At 70.6% G+C, this 19742-nt stretch carries 12 protein-coding genes; 4 read left to right on the forward strand and 8 right to left on the reverse strand.

From position 1 onward, the window contains the following. Positions 1-12 precede the first annotated feature (12 nt). From pglX to ACFQRF_RS05580, 4 genes are all read right to left on the reverse strand, one after another. On the reverse strand, positions 13-3744 hold the full coding sequence (gene pglX / locus ACFQRF_RS05565) for a BREX-2 system adenine-specific DNA-methyltransferase PglX (RefSeq protein WP_379869397.1): 3732 nt from the start codon (positions 3742-3744) through the stop codon (positions 13-15). Positions 3745-3793: 49 nt separating this feature from the next. Next, positions 3794-8527 carry a BREX system serine/threonine kinase PglW gene (pglW, locus tag ACFQRF_RS05570; protein WP_379869399.1) on the reverse strand — a complete coding sequence of 1578 codons (4734 nt, stop codon included), beginning with the start codon at positions 8525-8527 and terminating at the stop codon, positions 3794-3796. Between the two features lie 448 nt (positions 8528-8975). After that, a complete protein-coding gene (locus ACFQRF_RS05575) occupies positions 8976-10520 on the reverse strand; it encodes a hypothetical protein (protein WP_379869400.1) in 1545 nt (514 codons plus the stop codon). Positions 10521-10844: 324 nt separating this feature from the next. Further along, positions 10845-11231, reverse strand: a complete 387-nt coding sequence (locus tag ACFQRF_RS05580; protein ID WP_379869402.1) for a MerR family transcriptional regulator — start codon at positions 11229-11231, stop codon at positions 10845-10847. 115 nt (positions 11232-11346) lie between these two features. Here ACFQRF_RS05580 and ACFQRF_RS05585 point away from each other — a divergent pair, with 115 nt between their 5' ends. Beyond that, the gene (locus ACFQRF_RS05585) at positions 11347-12420 is read left to right on the forward strand and encodes an alkene reductase (RefSeq protein ID WP_379869403.1); all 1074 of its coding nucleotides are present in this window, start codon (positions 11347-11349) and stop codon (positions 12418-12420) included. Positions 12421-12502: 82 nt separating this feature from the next. On the opposite strand, the gene dop is transcribed toward ACFQRF_RS05585, so the two are convergent. Both dop and ACFQRF_RS05595 read right to left on the reverse strand, forming a co-directional pair. Further along, positions 12503-14023, reverse strand: coding sequence for a depupylase/deamidase Dop (dop, locus tag ACFQRF_RS05590; RefSeq protein ID WP_379869404.1), 1521 nt, complete (start codon positions 14021-14023; stop codon positions 12503-12505). Between the two features lie 276 nt (positions 14024-14299). Then, complete coding sequence (locus tag ACFQRF_RS05595; protein WP_379869406.1) at positions 14300-14785, reverse strand: ferritin-like domain-containing protein; 486 nt, start codon at positions 14783-14785, stop codon at positions 14300-14302. A 238-nt stretch (positions 14786-15023) separates the two neighbouring features. Between ACFQRF_RS05595 and ACFQRF_RS05600 the strand changes: the two genes are divergently transcribed. Beyond that, complete coding sequence (locus ACFQRF_RS05600; protein WP_379869407.1) at positions 15024-15191, forward strand: hypothetical protein; 168 nt, start codon at positions 15024-15026, stop codon at positions 15189-15191. A gap of 141 nt (positions 15192-15332) precedes the next feature. On the opposite strand, the gene ACFQRF_RS05605 is transcribed toward ACFQRF_RS05600, so the two are convergent. Together ACFQRF_RS05605 and ACFQRF_RS05610 are read right to left on the reverse strand one after the other, a co-directional pair. Beyond that, entirely contained in the window at positions 15333-15866 is a 534-nt protein-coding gene (locus ACFQRF_RS05605; RefSeq protein WP_379869409.1) for a hypothetical protein, read from the reverse strand. Positions 15867-16441: 575 nt separating this feature from the next. Beyond that, the gene (locus ACFQRF_RS05610) at positions 16442-17938 is read right to left on the reverse strand and encodes an MFS transporter (protein WP_379869410.1); all 1497 of its coding nucleotides are present in this window, start codon (positions 17936-17938) and stop codon (positions 16442-16444) included. A gap of 75 nt (positions 17939-18013) precedes the next feature. Between ACFQRF_RS05610 and ACFQRF_RS05615 the strand changes: the two genes are divergently transcribed. Both ACFQRF_RS05615 and ACFQRF_RS05620 read left to right on the forward strand, forming a co-directional pair. Then, a complete protein-coding gene (locus tag ACFQRF_RS05615; protein WP_379869412.1) occupies positions 18014-18904 on the forward strand; it encodes a LysR family transcriptional regulator in 891 nt (296 codons plus the stop codon). Between the two features lie 373 nt (positions 18905-19277). Next, positions 19278-19439 carry a hypothetical protein gene (locus ACFQRF_RS05620; protein ID WP_379869413.1) on the forward strand — a complete coding sequence of 54 codons (162 nt, stop codon included), beginning with the start codon at positions 19278-19280 and terminating at the stop codon, positions 19437-19439. Positions 19440-19742: the final 303 nt, after the last annotated feature.

The following is a 19742-nucleotide window of genomic DNA, read 5'->3' on the forward strand; positions in this document are numbered from 1 at the left end:
GCTCCTCGCCCTTCAGTCGGACTCGGTGGGGGTGCCGGACTCCGCCGGGACGTCGTCCGCCGGGGACTGGGCGGTGGCGGTCTTCTTCGGCGCGGCGGCCCTCTTCGCGGCGCCGCGCCCGCGCGTGGCGGCCGCGGGGCGCCAGGCGCGCAGGGCGTCGTCGGTCAGCCCGAGCTCGCCCTGCTTCTGCTGCCGGAAAGCCAGGATCTCGGCGGCCGGCGAGGCCCCGAACTCCGGGTCGTACTCGCCGTACCACTGATCCAGCCAGGGCTGCAGCTCCAGCAGACCCGCCAGATACGGCACGATCTCCTCCTCGCCGAGCCCGGCCTGCTGCACGTACGAGGCGAGTGCCAGGGCCTGCTCCAGGTGATCCCAGCCGGCCCACCCGTACAGCTCGGGCGACTGGACATTGACCGTGCCGTACGACACGAACCGCTCCTTGGGTACGTCGAGCTTGCCCCGAGCGCGCCAGTAACTCGGCTTCAGGAAGTCGGCGGACGTGTACTTCGGCGGAACCGGCGTCCGCTTACGGATCTCCTGCTTAGCGGGCTCGTCCGGCGCGGCGTCCTCCTCGCGCTGCAAGTCCCAGACGTGCTCCCAGTCCGCACGCTTCTTCAGCCCGGCGGGCTTGTAGCGCAGCGCGGACACGAACGGGACGTGCTCCTCGGCGAGCAGCTCGCGGACCGTCTTCGCCAGGTCCTGGCGGGGCGCGTACAGCTCGGCGACGGCGGTGAAGTCCTCGTCGGTGGACAGCCTCTCGGCGAGCCTGGCGAGGGTGGTGATGGTCGGGTTGTCGTGATCGTCGAACCAGTGCGAGCGGTCCTCGATCCGGTCGAGCAGCCAGGACCTCAGCGCCTTCTGCCGCATGGCATCCCAGCCCTCGGTGGCCCAGCGCCGCTTGTACTCGGGGCGCTCGACCATGCCGATGGCCCGGTTCGACTCGATCGCGTCGATCCGTTTCTGCACGAGCGCGCGGTACTCGGCGGGCCAGTGCGCGGGGATCTCGGTGATCGGCGTCGACCCGTGGCGCTTGAACCACTCGTCATTCGACTCACCAGCCTCGATCCGTCGGGCGAGCACGATCTCGAAGGCCCTCTCGCGGAAGGAGAGTTCAGGTACGGCGGAGACATCAGGCAGACGCAGGTCCTCAGAGTGGAGCTTGTAGAGGAAATAGACCTGCCAATCCAGCTCCTCCTGGAGCGCGATCATGCGGGAGCGGAGAGAGGCGTAGCGGGCCTCGCCCTCACGGAGCGCGGCGGCGGTGGGGACGGCCTCGGCCGCGAGGGCGGCAGGGGTTGTGGCGGAGAGTTGCTGAGCGAGAGAGTCAAGCTCGGTCGCGAGGGCAGTGGGGTACTCGGCGGGGATAGGGAACTCTTGGAGCTTGGTGCCGGTGAACTCGTAGAATTCTTCCCACGCATCGCCGCGGAGTCCTTCGTTGACTCCACCATTTCCCTTTCCGTGACTCACCATCTTGAGCCAGAACCCGGCCGTGGAGCTATTGAGCAACCCAAGCAGCCGCACATGCTCCTCTTCGGTTGCCCCATCACGCAGCTTGATCACCGGGGCGTGACGGTTGAAGAAATTTCCGCCCCTGTCGAGGACGAAATGGTTATGAGTGGCCACGCAAGCAAAGGCAATAGAGAGAGAACTGAGAAGCTTACTTTTCGTTAGACGTCCAAATTCGTACCATTGAAGGCCGGCCTCCACCTTACTCTTGCCACCAAAAAGGATTCCACTGCTGGCATCCTGTCGACATGGCCACATGTATCGGAATAGCTCTGGCTCGACATCCAATTCGACCGGAATGAGGTCGGCGAGATAGGGGAAAACGGTTACCGCGTCGTAGTTTTCTGACCAGTCGCGAAGTGTATCTCCTGTAATAAGCCCACGCGTGAAACGGACGGGGATCCGGTGGCGATCTGCGCTGGCCTGCGGCAGGAAAAATAGATCGTCGCTAAGTGTGAACCCCGCGATTCCGACAGAGTTGGACGATGCGTCAAGGGTGGACGCGCTACTGGCCTTCATGAATTCGACCAGTTCGAGTCCGCCATCGGTGAGGATCCATGGCTGCTTGCCGAAGTAGCGCTCTCGCCCCAAGTCGTCCACCGAAACCCACTGGCTGACAGATCCGGGCCGGTCGATCTGTTCCACGATCGCCTGCCACACCAGCCCGTCCTTTGCCACCGCCGGGGCCGCAGGCTCTCCCTGCACGCTCCGTACAGTCCGGATCGTCGCTTGCCGCTTCGATCCTTCTCTTTGCCTGCCCACGAGAATCACTGTCGGCGTCCCGTGGCCAGGGATGTACGCTCCCGACGTGTCGATCACCTCCGTCAGCTCGACCTTGTGCGCGAAGAACTCCTCGATGAGCTTGGTGCCGAATTCCCGCTTCATGAAGGAGTTCGCCGTGATCTGGCCGACCATGCCGCAGCCCGCGCCATCGGCTCCGCCCCGCTTGGCGAGCTCGAAGAACCGCTGGGCGAAGGGTACGGACAGCGCGTACTTCCCCGCGCACACGTCGTCGTACAGCTCCCGGTACAGCTTGTTCAGCTTCTTGTCCTTGACCGTGATGTACGGCGGGTTGCCGACCACCACGTGGTACCGCCCCTGCTGCAGGATGCCGGGGTACTCGTGCACGTCCTCCGTCGCGTACGAGAACTCGGCCAGCGGATCACTGAGCGCCCCCTCCTCCCCAAGCCCGAGCTGCACCTCCAGCTGCCGGTGCTTGATGAGGGAGTCGCCGACCGCGAGCTGGATCGGCCACTCGTACGCCTGCGCCTCCGCGAAGGTCCGAATGCCGCTCGCGGCCATCGCGGCGACCAGGAGCCGGAAGCGGGCCACTGCGACCGCGAACGGGTTGAGGTCCACCCCGTGCACCGATTCCAGCGCCGCCCGCACCCGCTCGTACGCGCCCACCTGGGGCCGCTGTTCGGCCCACATTCGCACCAGCCGCCGGAAGGCACCGAGGACGAAGTGCCCTGACCCGCAGGTCGGATCGATCATCTTCAGCTCTTCGAAGCCGAACTCGCGGACCGCCGGCGTCATCGTCCGATCGAGGATGAACTCCTCCACGAACTCCGGCGTCTGCAGCAGCGCGTACGTCTTGCGGGCGGCCTCGCTGAGGTCCTGGTACAGGTCGCCGAGGAACCGGGTGTCCCAGCCCTCCGTGCCGTCCTCGCTGAGCGGGTCGCGGAAGTCGTGCACGAGGACCGCATCCCCGAGGGGCCCGTCATCGCCACCCGAGTCCTGGATCCGCTGTTCCCGCCAGAACGCCAGCAGCGCGCCCGCCCCGTCGTGCGAGAGCGGGATCTGGAACAGCGGGTTGTGGTCGGGGTCGAACAGCAGTCGCCCGGCTTGCCCGGCGCCCAGCTCGGCGAAGGCGGCCTCCAACCACCCTCGGTAGGTCGGGTCGGCGTCCTTCTCCAGGTACTCCTCGTACCGCGCCTGGGCGATCTCCCGCCCGGCCACGTCGGGGGCGGTGATGTACGGCTCGGGGATCAGCCGGTTGTCCTCGCTGAACCGCACAAAAACCGTGCCGAGCACCCAGGCCACGGCGACCTGAGTGATCCGCTCCCCGAGCCACGCGTTCCAGGTCGCCGCGGTACGTCCCAGCTCCCGGGCCTGGTCGTACTCGCCCCGCAGCCGCGCCCCGACCTCGGGAACGGCCTTGACCTGCTGCTCAAGGTCGGTCTCCGCGGCCTTGACCTGCTTCTGCAGATCGGTGAGGAGGCTCTTGCGGTCGATCACGGACGGCTCCTGTAAGAAGTGAGAGGAAACAACAAGGATAGGAGCGGACTCAGAGGTCCTGCGCCAGATGCCTGCGCGCCACCCACGCGTCCGGCACGACGATCCATTCGTCGAACCCCGCTTGGTACGGCACGCTCTGTCCGGCCAGCCGCGGCGCCCGTGCCGGGTCGGATTGCGCGACGAGCAGCCACAGCGCTCTGCCGCCCTGGCGGGCCTCCTCCGCGAGCCGGCCGAGCAGGTCGAACGCGTCGTAGCGAGCGAGGACCGCGGTATCGGTGAGCAGCAGCGGACCGTCTCCCCGCCGAGCCGCAAGGCGCTCCCGAAGCTTCGGCTCGATGCGCCCCCACGCCTTGTCGGTACGGATGCGCAGTTGCTGGTGGGCCCGGGTGCCGATCTCCGCGGCGTCCGCCTTCAGCACGGTCTCCCAGGTCGGACGGGCCGCCTCGCCCACCACACCTCGTAGCTCGGCGACGAACAGTCCGGTCAACGACAGCGGCCGTGCCGCGTACGGCTCGCCGGCCAGCCGCCGTACCGCCGCTTCGGCCCGGCGCTGCGGCACGGTCAGCACCCGGAAGCCGTCCTGCCGCGCCGAGTGCGTGAGTCGCTGCTCGGCCTTGACGGCGGCGGCGACCGCGGTGTCTTCGTCGTACCGGGTCGGAACGGACGGTCTTGCCGCGGAGACGCCCCAGCTCGCCGCGGTCGGACCGGCGGTCGCGTCCCCGGCAGGGCGATCCGGGACCAGCCGCAGCACCCCGTCGTAGCGGGTGGCCAGCTTCAGTTCGAAGCCGGCCTGCTTCAGGTCGCGCACCAGGGCGCTGCCGGTGGGCAGCTCACGCGGGGCCAGCGGGTCGGTGCCCAGCTCGGGGAAGCGGGTCATGACCCGCTTGTGCAGGGCGTCCACCGTCAGGCCCGGCTGCCGGTCCTCCTCGACACCCGGCTGCTCCGCAACGACACCGGCCTGCGTGATGCGCAGCGCGCGCACCAGACTCAGGTCACGCGGGTAGATCTCCAGACGCGGGGTGAGCGCGGCCAGAGTGGAGGCGGCGACCGCGATCTCGGCGGTGCGCCGCTCGTCCCAGCCCAGGCTGCCGGGCGGTCGACGCACCGCACCCAGCTCCGTGAGGACCGTGCTCGCTGTCGGCAGCGACTCCAGCGCCGCCAGCTTGTCGGCCCGGGCGCCGAGATTCAGCGCGTACGCCTGCAGGGCGGGCAGCGTCGGAGTGTCGGGACCGTCGACGCCCTCTCGGACGTCCAGCGCGAACAGCCCGAGGACCGGCTCGGCGCCCTGCGGCGTCCGGGCGTGGAAGTAGCGGAAGAGCTGCGGGGACTCGTTGTCGTAACTCTCCCGCTCCACTACAGCGCGCAGAACCGACAGAGCAAGAGCACGCCGCTCGCGCCGCCCCGCGAGCTGGGTGCCCCGCCGGACGATCAGCGCGTCGGCGAGCTCGACGGCGGGCACCACCCGGCCGCGCTCAGCGAGCAGCTCCACCACCTGCTCGCGCAGCAGCCCCAGGGCCGCGTCTTTGAACCAGCGCTCGCGGGCCCTCTTCACGATCTGCGGGATACGTGCCGTGGTCAACCCCAGCGCCTCGGCCACGTCCCGCTGCCGGACCCAAGGCAGACCGTCTGGCAGCACGCCCGCCTCGTCCGGCAGACGCAGCAGCAAACGCACCGCCTCCCGCTCCGTGGCATTGGACCGGGCACTGCCACCGGACGGTTGGGGAACCAGGCGGGAGGCGAGCGCGTCCAGGCTCAGTCGGCCGAGCACCAGCGGGTCGCGCACGTCCCCGCTGACGGAAGCGATCATCTCAGCGGCTGCCTGCTCCAGCTCTGAGCGCTCCTGGCCGGCCGCCTTACGTGCTTCCGGGCTCAGCGGCGCGGGGGCCGCCTTGCCCAGGCGGGCGTTCCACTCCTTCTGCCGGCGCTGGATCTCCTCCCGGGTGCGCGACCCCATGCCCGGCGCGGTCAGGAACTTCCGAGCCGAGTACTCCAGGACGTCCCCGACGGTGTTCAGCCCCATCGCGAACAGCTGCGACTGCGCCGAGAGGGTTAGACCGGCGACCGACAGCGGCGTGTTCCGGTCGGCGCGCTCGGCCTGCTCGTCGCGGATCTGCTCGGCCTGGGCGTCGTCGTCCTCCCGTCCGATCCGGGGCCCCGCTGCCGCGACCCCGGCCGAGCCGGCCGCCACGCCGGACGAGTCCGCGGCGTGGTCCGCACCGCGCCCGGACTGCTCAGCGTGGCCGCCGCTCGGTGCCGTCGTGCGCTGCGCGTCCAGGAAGATCCGCTGCCAGGCTCGCTCCATCGGTCTCAGGTCCGGGAAGCGGTCCTTCACATCCCGTGCCAGCGCCTTACGGAAGAAGGCCACCAGGCCGTCCCGGATCGCCGGCTCGAAGGCGTCGGCCGCGAGCTGCGGGTACGGCCACTTCTCAGGGTCCGTCTGCCGGGCGGTGACCGAGCCGTCGCCCCAGCGGGGCAGCTCGTTCGACGCCATCTCGTGCAGCGTCACCGCCAGCGCGTACCGCTCGGCGTGTCCGTCGTACGAGCCCCGCGTGACGATCCCCATGAAGGGGTCGAGATACCCCTCGGTGCCCGCCTCGATCTCCTTGGCCGGATACCCGGCGAGCGAGAAGTCGATCAGCACCAGCTGCCGGGTGCCATTGGGGCGGATTCGGATCGCGATGTTGTCCGGCTTGAGGTCCCGGTGCCAGATCCCCTCGGCTTCCAGGTGCTCCACCGCACCGAACAGGTACTTCCCGTACGCCTCCAGCTGGTCCATACCGAGGCGACCGTTGTCCCGCAGCTGGCGCGCGACGGTGTCCTCGCGGCGGCGCGGCCCCTTGCCGGCGCCCCTGGCGCCTGCCTCCTGGTCCTTCGGTTCCCGGGTGTCGCCCACGTACTCCAGGACCAGGACCCGGCGGCCGGCCATCGTGAGCGGCTCCGGCTCGTACAGCGAGATGATGCTGGAATCCCGGTGGATACGGCGCAGGACCGCCGCCTCGCGCTCCAGGATCGCGTGCTTGGCCTCGCTCAGCGCGACCTTCAGCACCGCCACCGGCAGGGCCCCGCTCCGCCGTGGCTCGCCCTCCAGGTCCCGCACCAGGAACGCGCGCGACGTCGAGCCCGTACCGAGCCGGCGTACGACCTCCCAGCGGCCGGCCAGCAAATCCCCGGCTACCGCCTCCAGCGGATCCTTCTCCGGCTCCTGCCGGTCGCCGCCGGCAGCCGGACCACTGCCGCCCACCCCGCTTCCGTTCCCGCCCGCGCTCTTCTCCTCATCGGCTGTGGGCTCGTCGGCGAACACCTCTTCGACGTACTCCAGCATCTCGAGGAAGTCGTCGACCGTGGACAGCCGTCGGCTCGGCTCGTATGCCGTGGACGCCTCCACCAGATCGTCGATGTCCGGGTGGAGCCCGTCGACCAGTGCGCTGGGGCGCAGACTCCCGCCCGCCTCGAAGTGCGCCAGCACCTCGTTCTGGCTCGCGCCCGGGGCCTGCCCGGTGACCAGCAGATACGTGAGCACGCCCAGCCCATAGACGTCCAGACGCACCGGATCGGCCTTCGGGAGGTGCAGCTCAGGAGCCAGATAGGGATCGGCCTGCTCAGAGACGTGGGAACGGGACAGATGGCTGGGCGCGAAGGTCAGCGGCCGGCCGTTGCTGCCGCTGTGGCCGCTGGCGATCTGCCAGTCCGCGATCTGCAGCCACGGCCGCAGCCAGCGCTGCTCCTCGCCGAGCTCCCGCCCGCGCGGGCCGCGGTCGCGCGGCACGACGTGCACCACGTGCGCGGACAGCGTGCGGTGGTGAACTCGCCGGGAGTGCGCGGAGCGCACCGTCTCGGCGAGCTGGCGCACCAGGGCGAGGCGGGCCCCCAGGTCCAGCCGCTGCCCGTGCTCGACCAGGTAGTCGTCCAGGCGCAGCGTCTCGGGATGGTAGTCAAAGAGGATCGCCGGACCGGCAGGATGCCCCGACGGCAGATACGTCTTCAACTGCACCGCGCCCGGGTGCCGGAACCGGCTGAGCACCGTGGCTTCACGGGCGGCCGCCCGCTCGACCGAGCGGCGCTCGTCATCGGACGCACCCTGCTCGCTGAGGAAGACCCGCACCCGCGCCAAATCGTGCAGCTGGGAGTGGCGGCCCTGGTAGTCGGCCCAGGTGGGCCCCGAGTCGAAGGCTTTGGCGTCGAGGAGGTAGCCGCCGACCTCGTGCTGCCGGCGGATGGGTGCGATGCGCAGTCTCTTCAGGGCGGCGCCGACCTGGCGGGAGGTCTCGGCCGTGATCCGGTGCCGGGCGTCGGACGGCGGCTCGGCCAGCATCTCGACCAGCTGCTTGACCGTGAACACGCCGTTCATATCGGCGGCCGGAAGATTCACCTGCAGCTTGTCGTCGGTGAAGCAGACCGCCTCACCGACCCAGATCCTCGTGCGGGCCCCGGGACCACGGGAACCGCCATTGATCAGCCCCGACAGCTCCTTGGCCTTGCGGTTGGCCAGATGCAGCGGATTCCCGTGCCGACGCATGGTCCCGCCAGGCGTGGTCTGCACCCAGTCATTGCCGCCGCCGTGCACCGAGCCGTGCCAGTCCTTCAGCTCGATCAGGAACACCCCGGCCGGTGCCGTCACCAGGAGATCGATCTCGCGTACGTGACCGCTGGCCGCCGTGAACGTGAAGTTCGACCAGGCGCGCCATGGCTCCTCGTCGGGCAGACGCCGACGGATCGCTTCGAGACCGCGGCGCTCGTGCTCGTACTCGGACTCGGTGACCGTCGTCCACCGGCCTCCTCGCATGCCGCCCCCGTCTGTCTACTTGTTCACGTACAGCAAGGAATCCTAAAGGGCGGCCCTGACAGTAAACGGAGGGTCGGTCACTACGGCAGAGGGCACGCGGGACCGGACGGGAGCGGCGGGACCGCGCGCCCCCGTGCCGGATGTGGCGCTGGCGCGGTTGATCCGGCACCGGTTGCGGTGCGACGCCGGCTACGTGGCGGCGGCGCGCGCACGTGGACAGGGGCTGGATCCGGCCGATGTGGAGTACGGCGAACAGCGGTGGGAGCCGTTCCGGAGGCTCCGTCGCTGACCGCGGCGACCCGGCGCCGCAGTGCCCCCGAGCGGGAGGGCTGGGGGTACTGCGGCGAAGTCGTCGTCGCCCACACGTCCGCCGGGCCGGGGAGGGACAGCCCCTGCCCCGACCTCGACGGAGCGTGCGGCGTGGTTTCCCGCGCCCGGGTCTGGTGGCCTACCCGTCGAGGTACGCCGACAGCCGGGCCACCAGCTGGGCGGCGCCGCGCAGGTCGCGCGCGGCGGCCAGCAGGTCGCCGGCCAGCACCCGCTCGGCAGCGTCCTCCTCCTCGCGGACGATGGTTCCCCGGCAGGCCACGGGGGCGGCGCCGGCCGTGCGAAGGTGGCCGACCGCGTCGGGCTGGTACGCCCCCTTCTCAGGCGCCCGGGCCTCGAAGAACCGCACCGCGCTGAGCTGGGTCTCGCCGCCGCCCGCGTTGCGAGTGATGACCAGGCGGTACCGGGAGAAGGGGGTAGGGCTCGCGCAGGCGAAGTCGCGCCGCTGGAACCGGCGGTCGAACCACTCGTTCTCGCGCCGGTCCAGTACCGTCCAGCCGGTGCCGTCCTCGGAGCCGAGCAGCGTCCAGTCGCGTGGGTCGCGGTCGGGGAAGTCGTTTGCGGTGACGAGGGCGTAGCCCCCGAGGGTGACCGGCGTGCGGAACACGAAGTCCAGCTCGGCCTCGCAGTCGAACGCGAGCCACTTCGAGCGGTCGTCCCGGACGAGGTTGGCCACGATCTCCCCGGCGGCCTCGTGCTCCTCGCTGGCGTCCACGGACGCCACTTTGGCGGTGATCTCGTCGGCGTCGTCCTGGGCACCGGGGGCCGTGGCGGCCACCGCGCGCAGCGCCAGGGAGCCAACGTTGTCCGCGCGGTCCCGCCAGGTCACCCGTTCCGGGGCGGCCCCACCATCCTGGAGCAGGAAGAACAGTTCGCCCGCGGCCCACCACGTGCTTCCGTCCTCGGTCTCCATCGTCCAGCGCGACGGGCGGGTCCCGTCCGCGCGGCCGGCGCGGTCGCCGCGCTCGGAGAGCGCGCCCCGGATCTGGGTGACCGAGCCGTCTGCGGCCCGGTGGTGGCCGACGAAGCCCGACATGTCGGCGGTGAGGGCGATGCTGGTCTCGGCCCCGTCAGCGGCCCGCCATGACAGCTCGGCGGGTACGGCCCCGGTGCCGGCGTCGATGTGGACGAGGAGCGGCGGCGCGGACCGCCACCGCCCGTCGCCGCCCCGGTGCTCGGTGGTGTAGCCGAAGACCGACCGGGCGGCGTCGGCCGACGTGGCGCGGGCGCGCTCGGCGCGGTCCGGGTCGCCGGCCGGGTCGATGGTGACGGAGGTCAGCCGCAGCAGCCGGTCCGCGTCCTCGGGCCGGCGGATCTCCAGGACGTTGGCCCCCGGCCGGAGCAGGTCGGCGGGGACGGTCAGGTGGGCGGCCACGTCCGCGCCGTCGGCTGCCGCCTCGGGTCCGGCGATGGTCAGGCCGCCGGCCACCTCCGCGTCGTTGACGAGGACGTCCACGGGCCCCGCGGGGCCGAGCACGGAGATCCGCACCAGCAGGTCGCCCGGGTCGGCCGCGTCCTCCTTCTCGTCGCGGCGGAACTCGACCCTGACGTACCCGCCGGGTGCCACGGCGACGTGCGAGGGGGTGACGCCGCACCGGTGGTGGCGGACGACGCAGTTCGAAAGCCGGGCCGGCCGGGTGGTGAGGTCGGCGAACGTGGGATCCATGCCTGGTCCTGTCGTTGATCGGGGGTGGGGGTACCGCGTACCGGCGCCGCGCGGCCGGCGACCGCGCCGGGCCGGTGTCGGGCACCAGTGTGGGGGTGCCCGGGGACATTCGGCGCCGGGGCCGGGTCGCCGCTCCCGGGCCCGGTCCGCGCGGTGACCAGCGTGTGCCCGGCCGAAGCGCCGCGACGGGCGCGTCCACACCCGGGTGAGCGTGATCAGCGCCATACCAACCACCGGGCCGCTCCGCCCGGACGCGTGCTCCCCGCACCGCTCCCCGCCGCGTTCGACGGGCACGCCCGGAGCAGCGGATACGTGGCCGTGTCCCTAACCGGCCGGGCTCGGCACCGCCGCAGACAGCTGCGCACGGAAGGCGCGGGCCAGGTCCATCAGTTCGTCGAGTTCATCACGGGCGCGCCTGAGTTCGGCGATCTGCGCGGAGAGCCGGTCGCGTTCCGCCGCCATCCGCGCCAGCGCGGCGTCGGAGTGCGCCTCGCTCGGGGCGTCGGCGCACGGCAGAAGTTCGGCGATGGCGCGGCTGGAGAGACCCGCGGCGTAGAGCCGCTGCAGGAACCTGACCCGATCGACGTCGCTCTCCAGGTAGTGACGCTGCCCGCTCCGGCTGCGGGTGCTGCGCAGCAGGCCCTGCTCCTCGTAGTAACGCAGCGACCGGACACTGACTCCGGTCCGCGACGCGAGCTCTCCGATCCGCACGCCGTCTCTCCCAGGGTGATCCGCGGCATAGAACTTGCCTCTGACGTCAATGTCAGGTTCTAGCGTAACGGCGTGCTCGGGATTCCGAGTACGCGATTCAGTGAGGACTTTCGACATGACGCATTTGCTCACCGGCTACCGGCTCGGCGATCTGGCGCTCCCCAACCGGGTGGTGATGGCTCCGATGACGCGGGTCCGGGCCACCTCGGACGGCCGGGCGACGCCCTCGATGGCCGCCTACTACGCCCAGCGTGCCACGGCCGGGCTGATCGTTTCCGAGGGGGTGCAGCCGAGCCTGGCCGGGCAGTCCAATCCGGGGACGCCGGGGCTGTACACCGACGAGCATGTCGCCTCGTGGCGGCCGGTGACCGAGGCCGTGCACATCAACGGTGGACGGATCTTCGCCCAGCTCATGCACGGTGGCCGGGTGTCGCACCCCGACACGACCGGTATGCGGCCGGTCGGCCCGTCGGCGGTCCCCGCGGTCGGCGACGTGTTCACCCCGACGGGCCGGCGGCCCGCGCCGCGGCCGCGTGCCCTGGAGACGGAGGAGGTTCCCGAGCACGCCCGGCAGTACGCCGACGCCGCGCGCCGTGCGGTCGACGCCGGGTTCGACGGCGTCGAACTGCACGGCGCCAACGGCTATCTGATCGCACAGTTCCTGTCGTCGAACGCCAATCTGCGCACGGACCGCTACGGCGACTCGGTGACCAACCGGATCCGGTTCGCCGTCGAGGCGACCGCCGCGACCGTCGACGCCGTGGGTGCCGCCCGGACCGGCATCCGGCTGTCCCCCGGCGCGAACTTCTGGGGCGTCGAGGAGCGCGATGTCGCCGAACTCTACGGCGCGTTGCTGCCGGAGCTGGCCCGTCTCGGCCTGGCCTACGTCCACCTGGAAGCCACCACCGACGAAGAGGTCCTGCTCGGCCTGCGCCGCGCGTGGCCCGGCGCCCTCATCATGAACCCGACGGTTCCGATGGGCGCGAAGTCGACCGACCGCGACGCCGCCGACCACTGGCTCGGCCTGGGCGCCGACCTCATCGGTTTCGGCCGGGCCTTCATCTCCAACCCCGACCTGGTCGAGCGGCTGCGCACCGGCGCGCCCATCGCACCGTACGACGAGGCGACCTACTACCAGGGCGGAGACGCCGGTTACCTGACCTACCCGACCTACCAGTACACCGCGTGACGGTGGTCCACGGCGTTCGGCCCGGGTCCCGCCGTTGCGGGTCCGGGCCGAACGCGGCCGTAACCCGCGATGGCCCCGGCCGTCATCTCCGCTCGCCGGTGAGGATGGCGACGAGGTCGGCCGCCGTGGGCGAGCGGTCGAGCAGCGCCCCGACGTGCTCCTTGGTGCCGCGCAGCGGCTCCAGGGTGGGCACCCGCTGCAGGGAGTCGCGGTTGGGCAGGTCGAAGATCACCGAATCCCACGACGCGGCGGCGACCGAGTCGGCGTACTTGGCCAGGCAGCGCCCCCGGAAGTAGGCGCGCGTGTCGTGCGGCGGCTCGGTGATGGCGCGGCGCACCTCGGCGTCCTCCAGCAGCCGGCGCATCCGGCCGCGCGCCACGAGGCGGTTGTACAGGCCCTTCTCGGGGCGGACATCGGAGTACTGGAGGTCGACCAGCTCCAGCCGGTGGTGGCCCCAGTCGATGCCGTCGCGGGCGCGGTAGCCCTCCAGGAGCTTGAGCTTGGCCACCCAGTCCAGCTCGTCGGCCAGTTGCATGGGGTCGTCGGCCAGCCGGTTCAGGGTCGACTCCCAGCGGTCCAGCACGTCGGCGGTGTCGGGGTCGACGTCGGCCCCGTACCGGTCCTCGACGTACTTGCGCGCCTGGTCCAGGTACTCCCGCTGGATCTCCAGGGCGGTCATGCGGCGGCCGTCGCGCAGCCGTGCCGTGTGCGTCAGGGTGGGGTCGTGCGAGATCGCCCGCAGATCGGCGACCGGCGTCTCCAGCGACAGGTCGACGCTGATGAACCCGTCCTCGATCATGGCCAGCACGATGGCGGTGCTGCCCAGCTTGAGGTAGGTGGAGATCTCGCTCATGTTGGCGTCGCCGATGATGACGTGCAGGCGCCGGTACTTGTCGGGATCGGCGTGCGGCTCGTCCCGGGTGTTGATGATCGGGCGCTTCAGCGTGGTCTCCAGCCCGACCTCGACCTCGAAGAAGTCGGCGCGCTGGCTGATCTGGAACCCGTTGTCGCGCCCGTCCGAGCCGATGCCCACCCGGCCGGCGCCGCAGACCACCTGGCGGGAGACGAAGAACGGGATGAGGTGCCGGACGATGTCGGCGAACGGCGTCGAGCGGCGCATGAGGTAGTTCTCGTGGCAGCCGTAGGACGCGCCCTTGTTGTCGGTGTTGTTCTTGTACAGCTGGATCGGGTCCACGCCGGGGATCATCGCCGCGCGTCGCGCGGCGTCGGCCATGACGAGTTCGCCGGCCTTGTCCCAGATCACGGCGTCGCGGGGGTTGGTGACCTCGGGGGCGGAGTACTCGGGGTGCGCGTGGTCGACGTACAGGCGGGCCCCGTTGGTGAGGATGACGTTGGCGAGTCCCAGGTCCTCGTCGGTGAGCTGGGAGGGGTCGGCGACCTCGCGCGCGAGGTCGAACCCGCGCGCGTCACGCAGCGGGTTCTCCTCCTCGAAGTCCCACCGCGCCTTGCGGGCCCGGGCCGCCGAGGCCGCAAGATAGGCGTTGACCACCTGTGTGGAGGTCACCATCGCGTTGGCACCGGGGTTACCGGGCACGGAGATGCCGTACTCGGTCTCGATGCCCATAATCCGCCGCACACTCATGCCTTGAGGTTATCCACCGGCGGCGTCCCTTGAACGCAGCTCGGCGAATTGTGGCCCAAGAGCCGTCGTTTCCGGGCGTTTCGATGACCTGCCGCCGATGATCCGGCGGACTGGCGGCACACCCGGCCGAGCACGCGAACGGGCCACGCCGGAACTCCGGCGTGGCCCGTTCGGCCGTGCCGCCACCCGCCGGCCGGTGCCAGCCACCGCGTCGGCGGACCCAGCGCCCCGCCCGCTCCCGCCCGGGGCCGGGACGCGGACGCCGGGGGCCGGCACCTACCGGCCGGCCAGTGCCAGGGACTCGTCGACGGCGTGCGGCAGCTTCTCCTGGAGGAACCGGGCCATGTCCTCCTCCTGCCGCAGGATCGCGGTGAGCCGACGGGCGATGTCGGTCTCCCCGACCTGCTCGGCCGCCTCGATGAGGGCCCGGTAGGAGGCGATCTCGAAATGCTCGGCAGCGTAGTCGGCGATGGCGTTCTTGACCATCGTGTCCCGCGCCGGCCGGTTGATCATGCCCTGCATGGCGCCGAACATGTTCGCGAACACGGACTTGGTGCCGGAGACGCTTCCACCGAGCGACTCGATACACCCGCGCACGGTCTCGGCCTGCTGACGGGTCTCGTCGATGTGCCGCCGGATGCGCGCGTGGACGTCGGGCTCCCCCTCGGCGTCCTTGGCATGTCGTTCCAGCGTCTCCTCCAGTGCCTGCTCCATGGCGTAGGCGTCGTTGAGCCAGGTGATGAGTCGGTCACGGCTGCTCATGGGGCACCTCTCCCCTGTTGTCGGTCCGGTGCGCCGGGCGCCCGTCCACGCCCGATGCGGGCCCGCTACCCCCGCCGCGGCGGGCAAACACGCGAAGGCCGCCGCTGCCGGGCGGAGCGGCGGCCTCGCCTGGGCACTGCCACGCATATCGCGCACCGTCACCGGTCGATTCGGCGGCCGACTCGGCGAGCACTGCGGCGAGGTGGGACAGGCGCCCGCTGGCGGGTACGCCGTGATCATGGACGATGACGAGTTCGTCAGCGACGCCCAGGCCGCCGATGACGAGGCGTGGTGGCGGAACTTCTGGGCGGCGATCCCGCCGGAGAAGCGGGCCGAGATCGTCGCGGAGGAGCTGAGCTCGGACCTCGTGTGGCCGCGTTACGCCCGCATGCTGATGGAGGAGTAGCCGGACCGCGCCGGCCCGGTGACCGCCGGTGGTGTGCCGGCACCACGGCCAGACCGGCCGCTGCCCGGCCACGCTCGCCGGGCCGCCCCCGTGCGGCCATCTTGCACACGGCGCGGCCGGGGGCGGTCCGGCGCCGTCCGGCTATGAGGCGAGGTAGTCCAGGGCGAACCCCACGAAGAAGAGCGGCACGGCGATGGCCCGCCACCACCGCTCGAAGCGGGGCCGGGCGAGGAGCCGCCCGAAATGGACGACGGCCCGCGGTCCGTACCGCTCCGCCAGCACGCCCGCGCAGATGACAGCCGCGGTCATGGCGATACCCAGCCCATAGAACACGACCACCATCCACTGGCCCATCCAGGCGAATCGCTCGAAGAACGCCTCGCCGATGGGAACGGCGGCCGTGTTCGCGACCACGCCGAGAATGAGCGCGCCGCCGCCGCACACCCACGTGAACCACATGGACGTGCTGGAACGCGCACGTGCCTGGACGGCCTCCCCCCACTCGACGAGCCGCTGCGGCCCGATCAGATCGAGCACGATCGTGGTCCCGGCGAGGAAGGCTGCGAGCTTTCCCGCTCGCCCCAGCCACAGCACCGGTACCCCGTGCAGGCTGTGGCCGGAGATCTGCTGCCCGGACCACCACAGGATCAGGGCTTCGGAAATGGTGAGGTCCACGTCCCGAACGTAGACGTCGGCCCACACGCGTGCGTGGCCGCTCCCGGCCAGCCCGTCGCGCGGCACGCCACGACCGGTGCCGGCTCGGCCGTGTCGGCGCCGGCGGTCGGCGGGCGGCCACGCGGATCCGGGACCGGCTCGTCGTTCAGGGGCCGTTCGCGCTGGTCTCACGGCCATTTGCGGCGCGGACCGTTTTGCCGGCCGGACGGCGGGCTAGCAGAAGGGCGCCCCTCTCCTGAGCACGGAACGCGCCAACGGTAAGCGAAAGGAGGTCGACCATGCGCGCATCCGTGAAGTGCGCCGCGATCACCATCGTGGCCTTCGCGCTGTTCGGATTCGGCGCGGGGCAAGCACCGTCGGACCTGCGCATGTGCCTGCACCAGAACGCGTGCCTCCTCCTCTGTCTGGGGCAACAGCGGATACCGCCGACCGGGCCGGGGCGATCTCCGCTTCCCGGGCGACGGACCCGGCGAGCATCGCCCGGATAAGACGCGTTCCGCCCCATGGCGGCCTGGCGGAGGGACGCGGGCGGTTCCGTCGATGTTCACCTGTCGAGAGCCCGCTGGGCATGCTCGTCACCGTTCTCCGCCTCCGTGGTCGAGCACGTCCATGGGGAAGTCCGAGGACCGCCCGGTAGGTTCTGCCGAGGCCACCGGAGGTTCGTCGGAATCGGCGCGGGTTCGCGCGGCGATCACCACCAGGCCGATGGTCAGGAGCGCCGCGATGCCGATGCTCGTGGCGAACGCATGTCCCGGTTGCTGGGTGTGCGCCTGCGCGATCGCGTAGCTTCCAATGCCGACGGTGGCGCCGAGACCATAGCCGATCTCCAGCGCGGTGGTGATGAGTCCGGAGGCGGAGGCGGTCGATGTCGCGGGCACGCGGCTGGTGGCGAGGGTGTTGAGCGACGGGGCGGTACATCCCATGGCCGCCCCGATGAGGACGAGGAGAGGCAGGAGCACCACCGTGGGTACGTGCGGCGCCAGAAGTAGGACGGCCGCCAGCGCCGTATACGAGGTCAGCAATGCGGTTGCACCGATGATCAGCAGCGGCCGGGGTTGCAGCGGCGCGAAGCGCGGCAGGGCGGTGGAAACCAGCGCGAAGGTACCGGCGAGCGCGACGAAGTACAGCCCGGCCGTGGCCGCGGTGTGGCCCTTGGCGCCAATGAGGTGGATGGGCAACAGACTGAAGAGGATGGCGTTGCCCGCGTAGTACGCCACGGATGCCACGAGCAGTCCTCGGAAGCCCGCCCGGTAGAGCAATGCGGTATCGACGAGAGGCTCGCGCCCTTGCCTCCGAGCGCGCCGGAGCGCCGCGCGGCCGAGCGCGAAGCCCAGCGCGGCGAGTGCTGTGGCGACCAGGGCGAGACCGGGAGCGTGTTGCGCGAACGATATGGCCGAAGTGAGGGCGAGCAGGCAGAACGTGACCGCTGCCAGCCCCGCCCAATCGATTCCCATGCCGCGTTGACCGCTGGAACGGGGAAGTGTCGCGGCGGCGAGCGCCACGATGATCGCCATCACCGGGATGTTGATCCAGAAGATCGACCGCCAGCCGAGACCGAGCAGGTTCATATCGATCAGCGCACCACCGAGGACCTGTGATCCCGCGGCCGCGATGCCGCTGACCGCTGAGAAAGCCGCGAATGCGCGGAGGCGGCCGCGCCCGGTGAAGTGGTTTTGGATGAAGGTGAACACCTGAGGCATCAGCAGCGCCGGGCCGATTCCCTGGAGCAGCCGGCCGATGACGAGAATCTCGGCGCTGGGGGCGATCGCGCACACGATCGAGGCCAGGCAGAAGAGCAGGCAACCGACGAGGAACACCTGCGTGTGCCCGAATCGGTCACCGAGACGCGCGCCGCCCAGGAGGAGCGCCCCATAGCTGACGTTGTAGAGCGCAAGCGCGAGTTGAATATGGACCGTGTCGGCAGCGAGGTCGGCTCGTATCGCCGGAGTCGCGATCGTCGCCATGAACACATCGGCCAGCACCATGAAGACGGCACCGAGCATCACTGACAGGGCGAATCCGGGAGTCCTCGCCTGCGCGCGCGCTCTGGTCGCGTCCGAGCTTTGTTCCATGACACTCAACTCTCGACCCGCCGATACCCTCGATAAAGAGCCATCTTCTACACGACTCACGAGGATGACTGCATAATGAGAGTCGACGCAGCGGAGATCGAGTGCTTCCTGGCCGTGGCCCGGGAACTGCACTTCGCTCGTGCAGCCGAACGTCTGGGCCTTTCTCCCTCGCGCGCGAGCCAACTCGTCGCCGCACTCGAACGCCGACTGGGAGTTCGGCTCTTCGAGCGCACCACGAGGCTGGTGCGGCTGACCGCCGAGGGCCGGTTGCTGGCGGACTCCGTCGGGCCGGCGTTCGACACGATCCTGGCCGCGCTGGAACGCACCAGACGCCGCGGCGCCCTGCGCCCAGGCACACTCGTGGTCGGTCAGCAGGGCCTCGCCGCAGGCGACCTGACGACCGCGATACTCACCGAGTTCACCTCGATGATGCCCGACTGGCGGGTGCGCGTGGTCGAACTGAACTTCGCCAACCAGTTCGATGTGCTCCGCGATGGCGATGTCGACGTCGCACTCGCGCGATTGCCCGTGCACGAGGACGACATCGTGGTCGGCCCCATCGTCCTCCGGGAACCACGCGCGCTGGCGGTGCCCGTCGATCACCGCCTCGCCGGCCGTACGGAGGTCAGCATCGAGGAGATCGCGGACGACTTCGTCTTCGATCTCCCCCGCAACGCACCCGAGTACTGGCGCGACTTCCACGTCCCCCGTGTCACTCCCGCCGGCAGCCCCCTACAGCGCCGGGAAGCGGTCTCGAACCCGCTGGAACTGCTCACACTTATCGGTGCCGGCCGTGGCGTCAGCCCCGTGGTCGCCAGCATGAGCGACTACTACCCACGCCCCGACGTCCGCTACATCCCGATCACCGACATGGCGCCATCGGAAGTAGCGGTGACCTGGCTCCGGGACCGCGCCACCCCACAAGCGCTGGCCTTCGCCAGCGCGGCAGCGGTCATCGCGGGTTGATCCCTGCGTCCACGGTCGGGGGCCCTGCTCCGGCGCTTCCTCCGCGGCTGACCGGCGGCCGAGTGGACGCATCGACAAATGATCGTGCACGCACGGCCAACGACTTTCGGTGCCGCGTCTGGCATGTTCGTCACCGGCCCACATTCGGTGTCGGCGCCGGTGGCGCCCTGCCCGAAGTAGACGCGGGAACGAAGGATCAGGAAGGTTGCCTCTGTCCGCGCATAAGAAAAGACGCGCGGAGTCAAGGACGCGGCCCGTCTGGCCGGGTCTGGTCAAGAAGACGGTGCTCGGGAGTTGACGGGGTTTCGCCGCTGGGGGCGCCGGTAGTGGGCGTCGCGGCAAGCAATCCGCGATCCCGGAAGGGAGCACAGCCATGAAACGCGTTCTCACTGCTCTGGCGGCCGGTGCCGCGCTCGCCCTGTCGCTGGCCGGTCCAGCGGCGGCGGTCGACTTCGAAGAGGAGGTCGAAGAGGAGCAGGAGGAGTCGGCGGAGCAGCAGGCCCAAGAAGAGATGCAGCCGTTCTCCGTGTACTAGCGCCGACGGTTTCACCGCTGTGGCCCTGTCCTCCGCGGCGGGGCCACAGTGTGCACGATGGGTCGCCGTGCCCGCGTTGAACAGCAGACCCGCCACGGGCGCGTTCCGCCGTCCCGGCAGGGTGACCGTCACATCCCGTACCTCAGTCGTCGGCCGGGCTGCCGGCTCGTCCACGCATGCGGCGAGGCCGGCGACGGCCTGCTCAGTGCGCTGGACCGCGCCCTTGAGGCTGGAGCGGTGCCGCGCCCCCTGGTAGGTGGATACGACGAAGGAGCCCCGCTCCGGGCAGGCGAATCCGGGGCG

The sequence above is a fragment of the Marinactinospora rubrisoli genome (genome assembly GCF_042664915.1).
Taxonomy (GTDB): Bacteria; Actinomycetota; Actinomycetes; order Streptosporangiales; family Streptosporangiaceae; genus Marinitenerispora; species Marinitenerispora rubrisoli.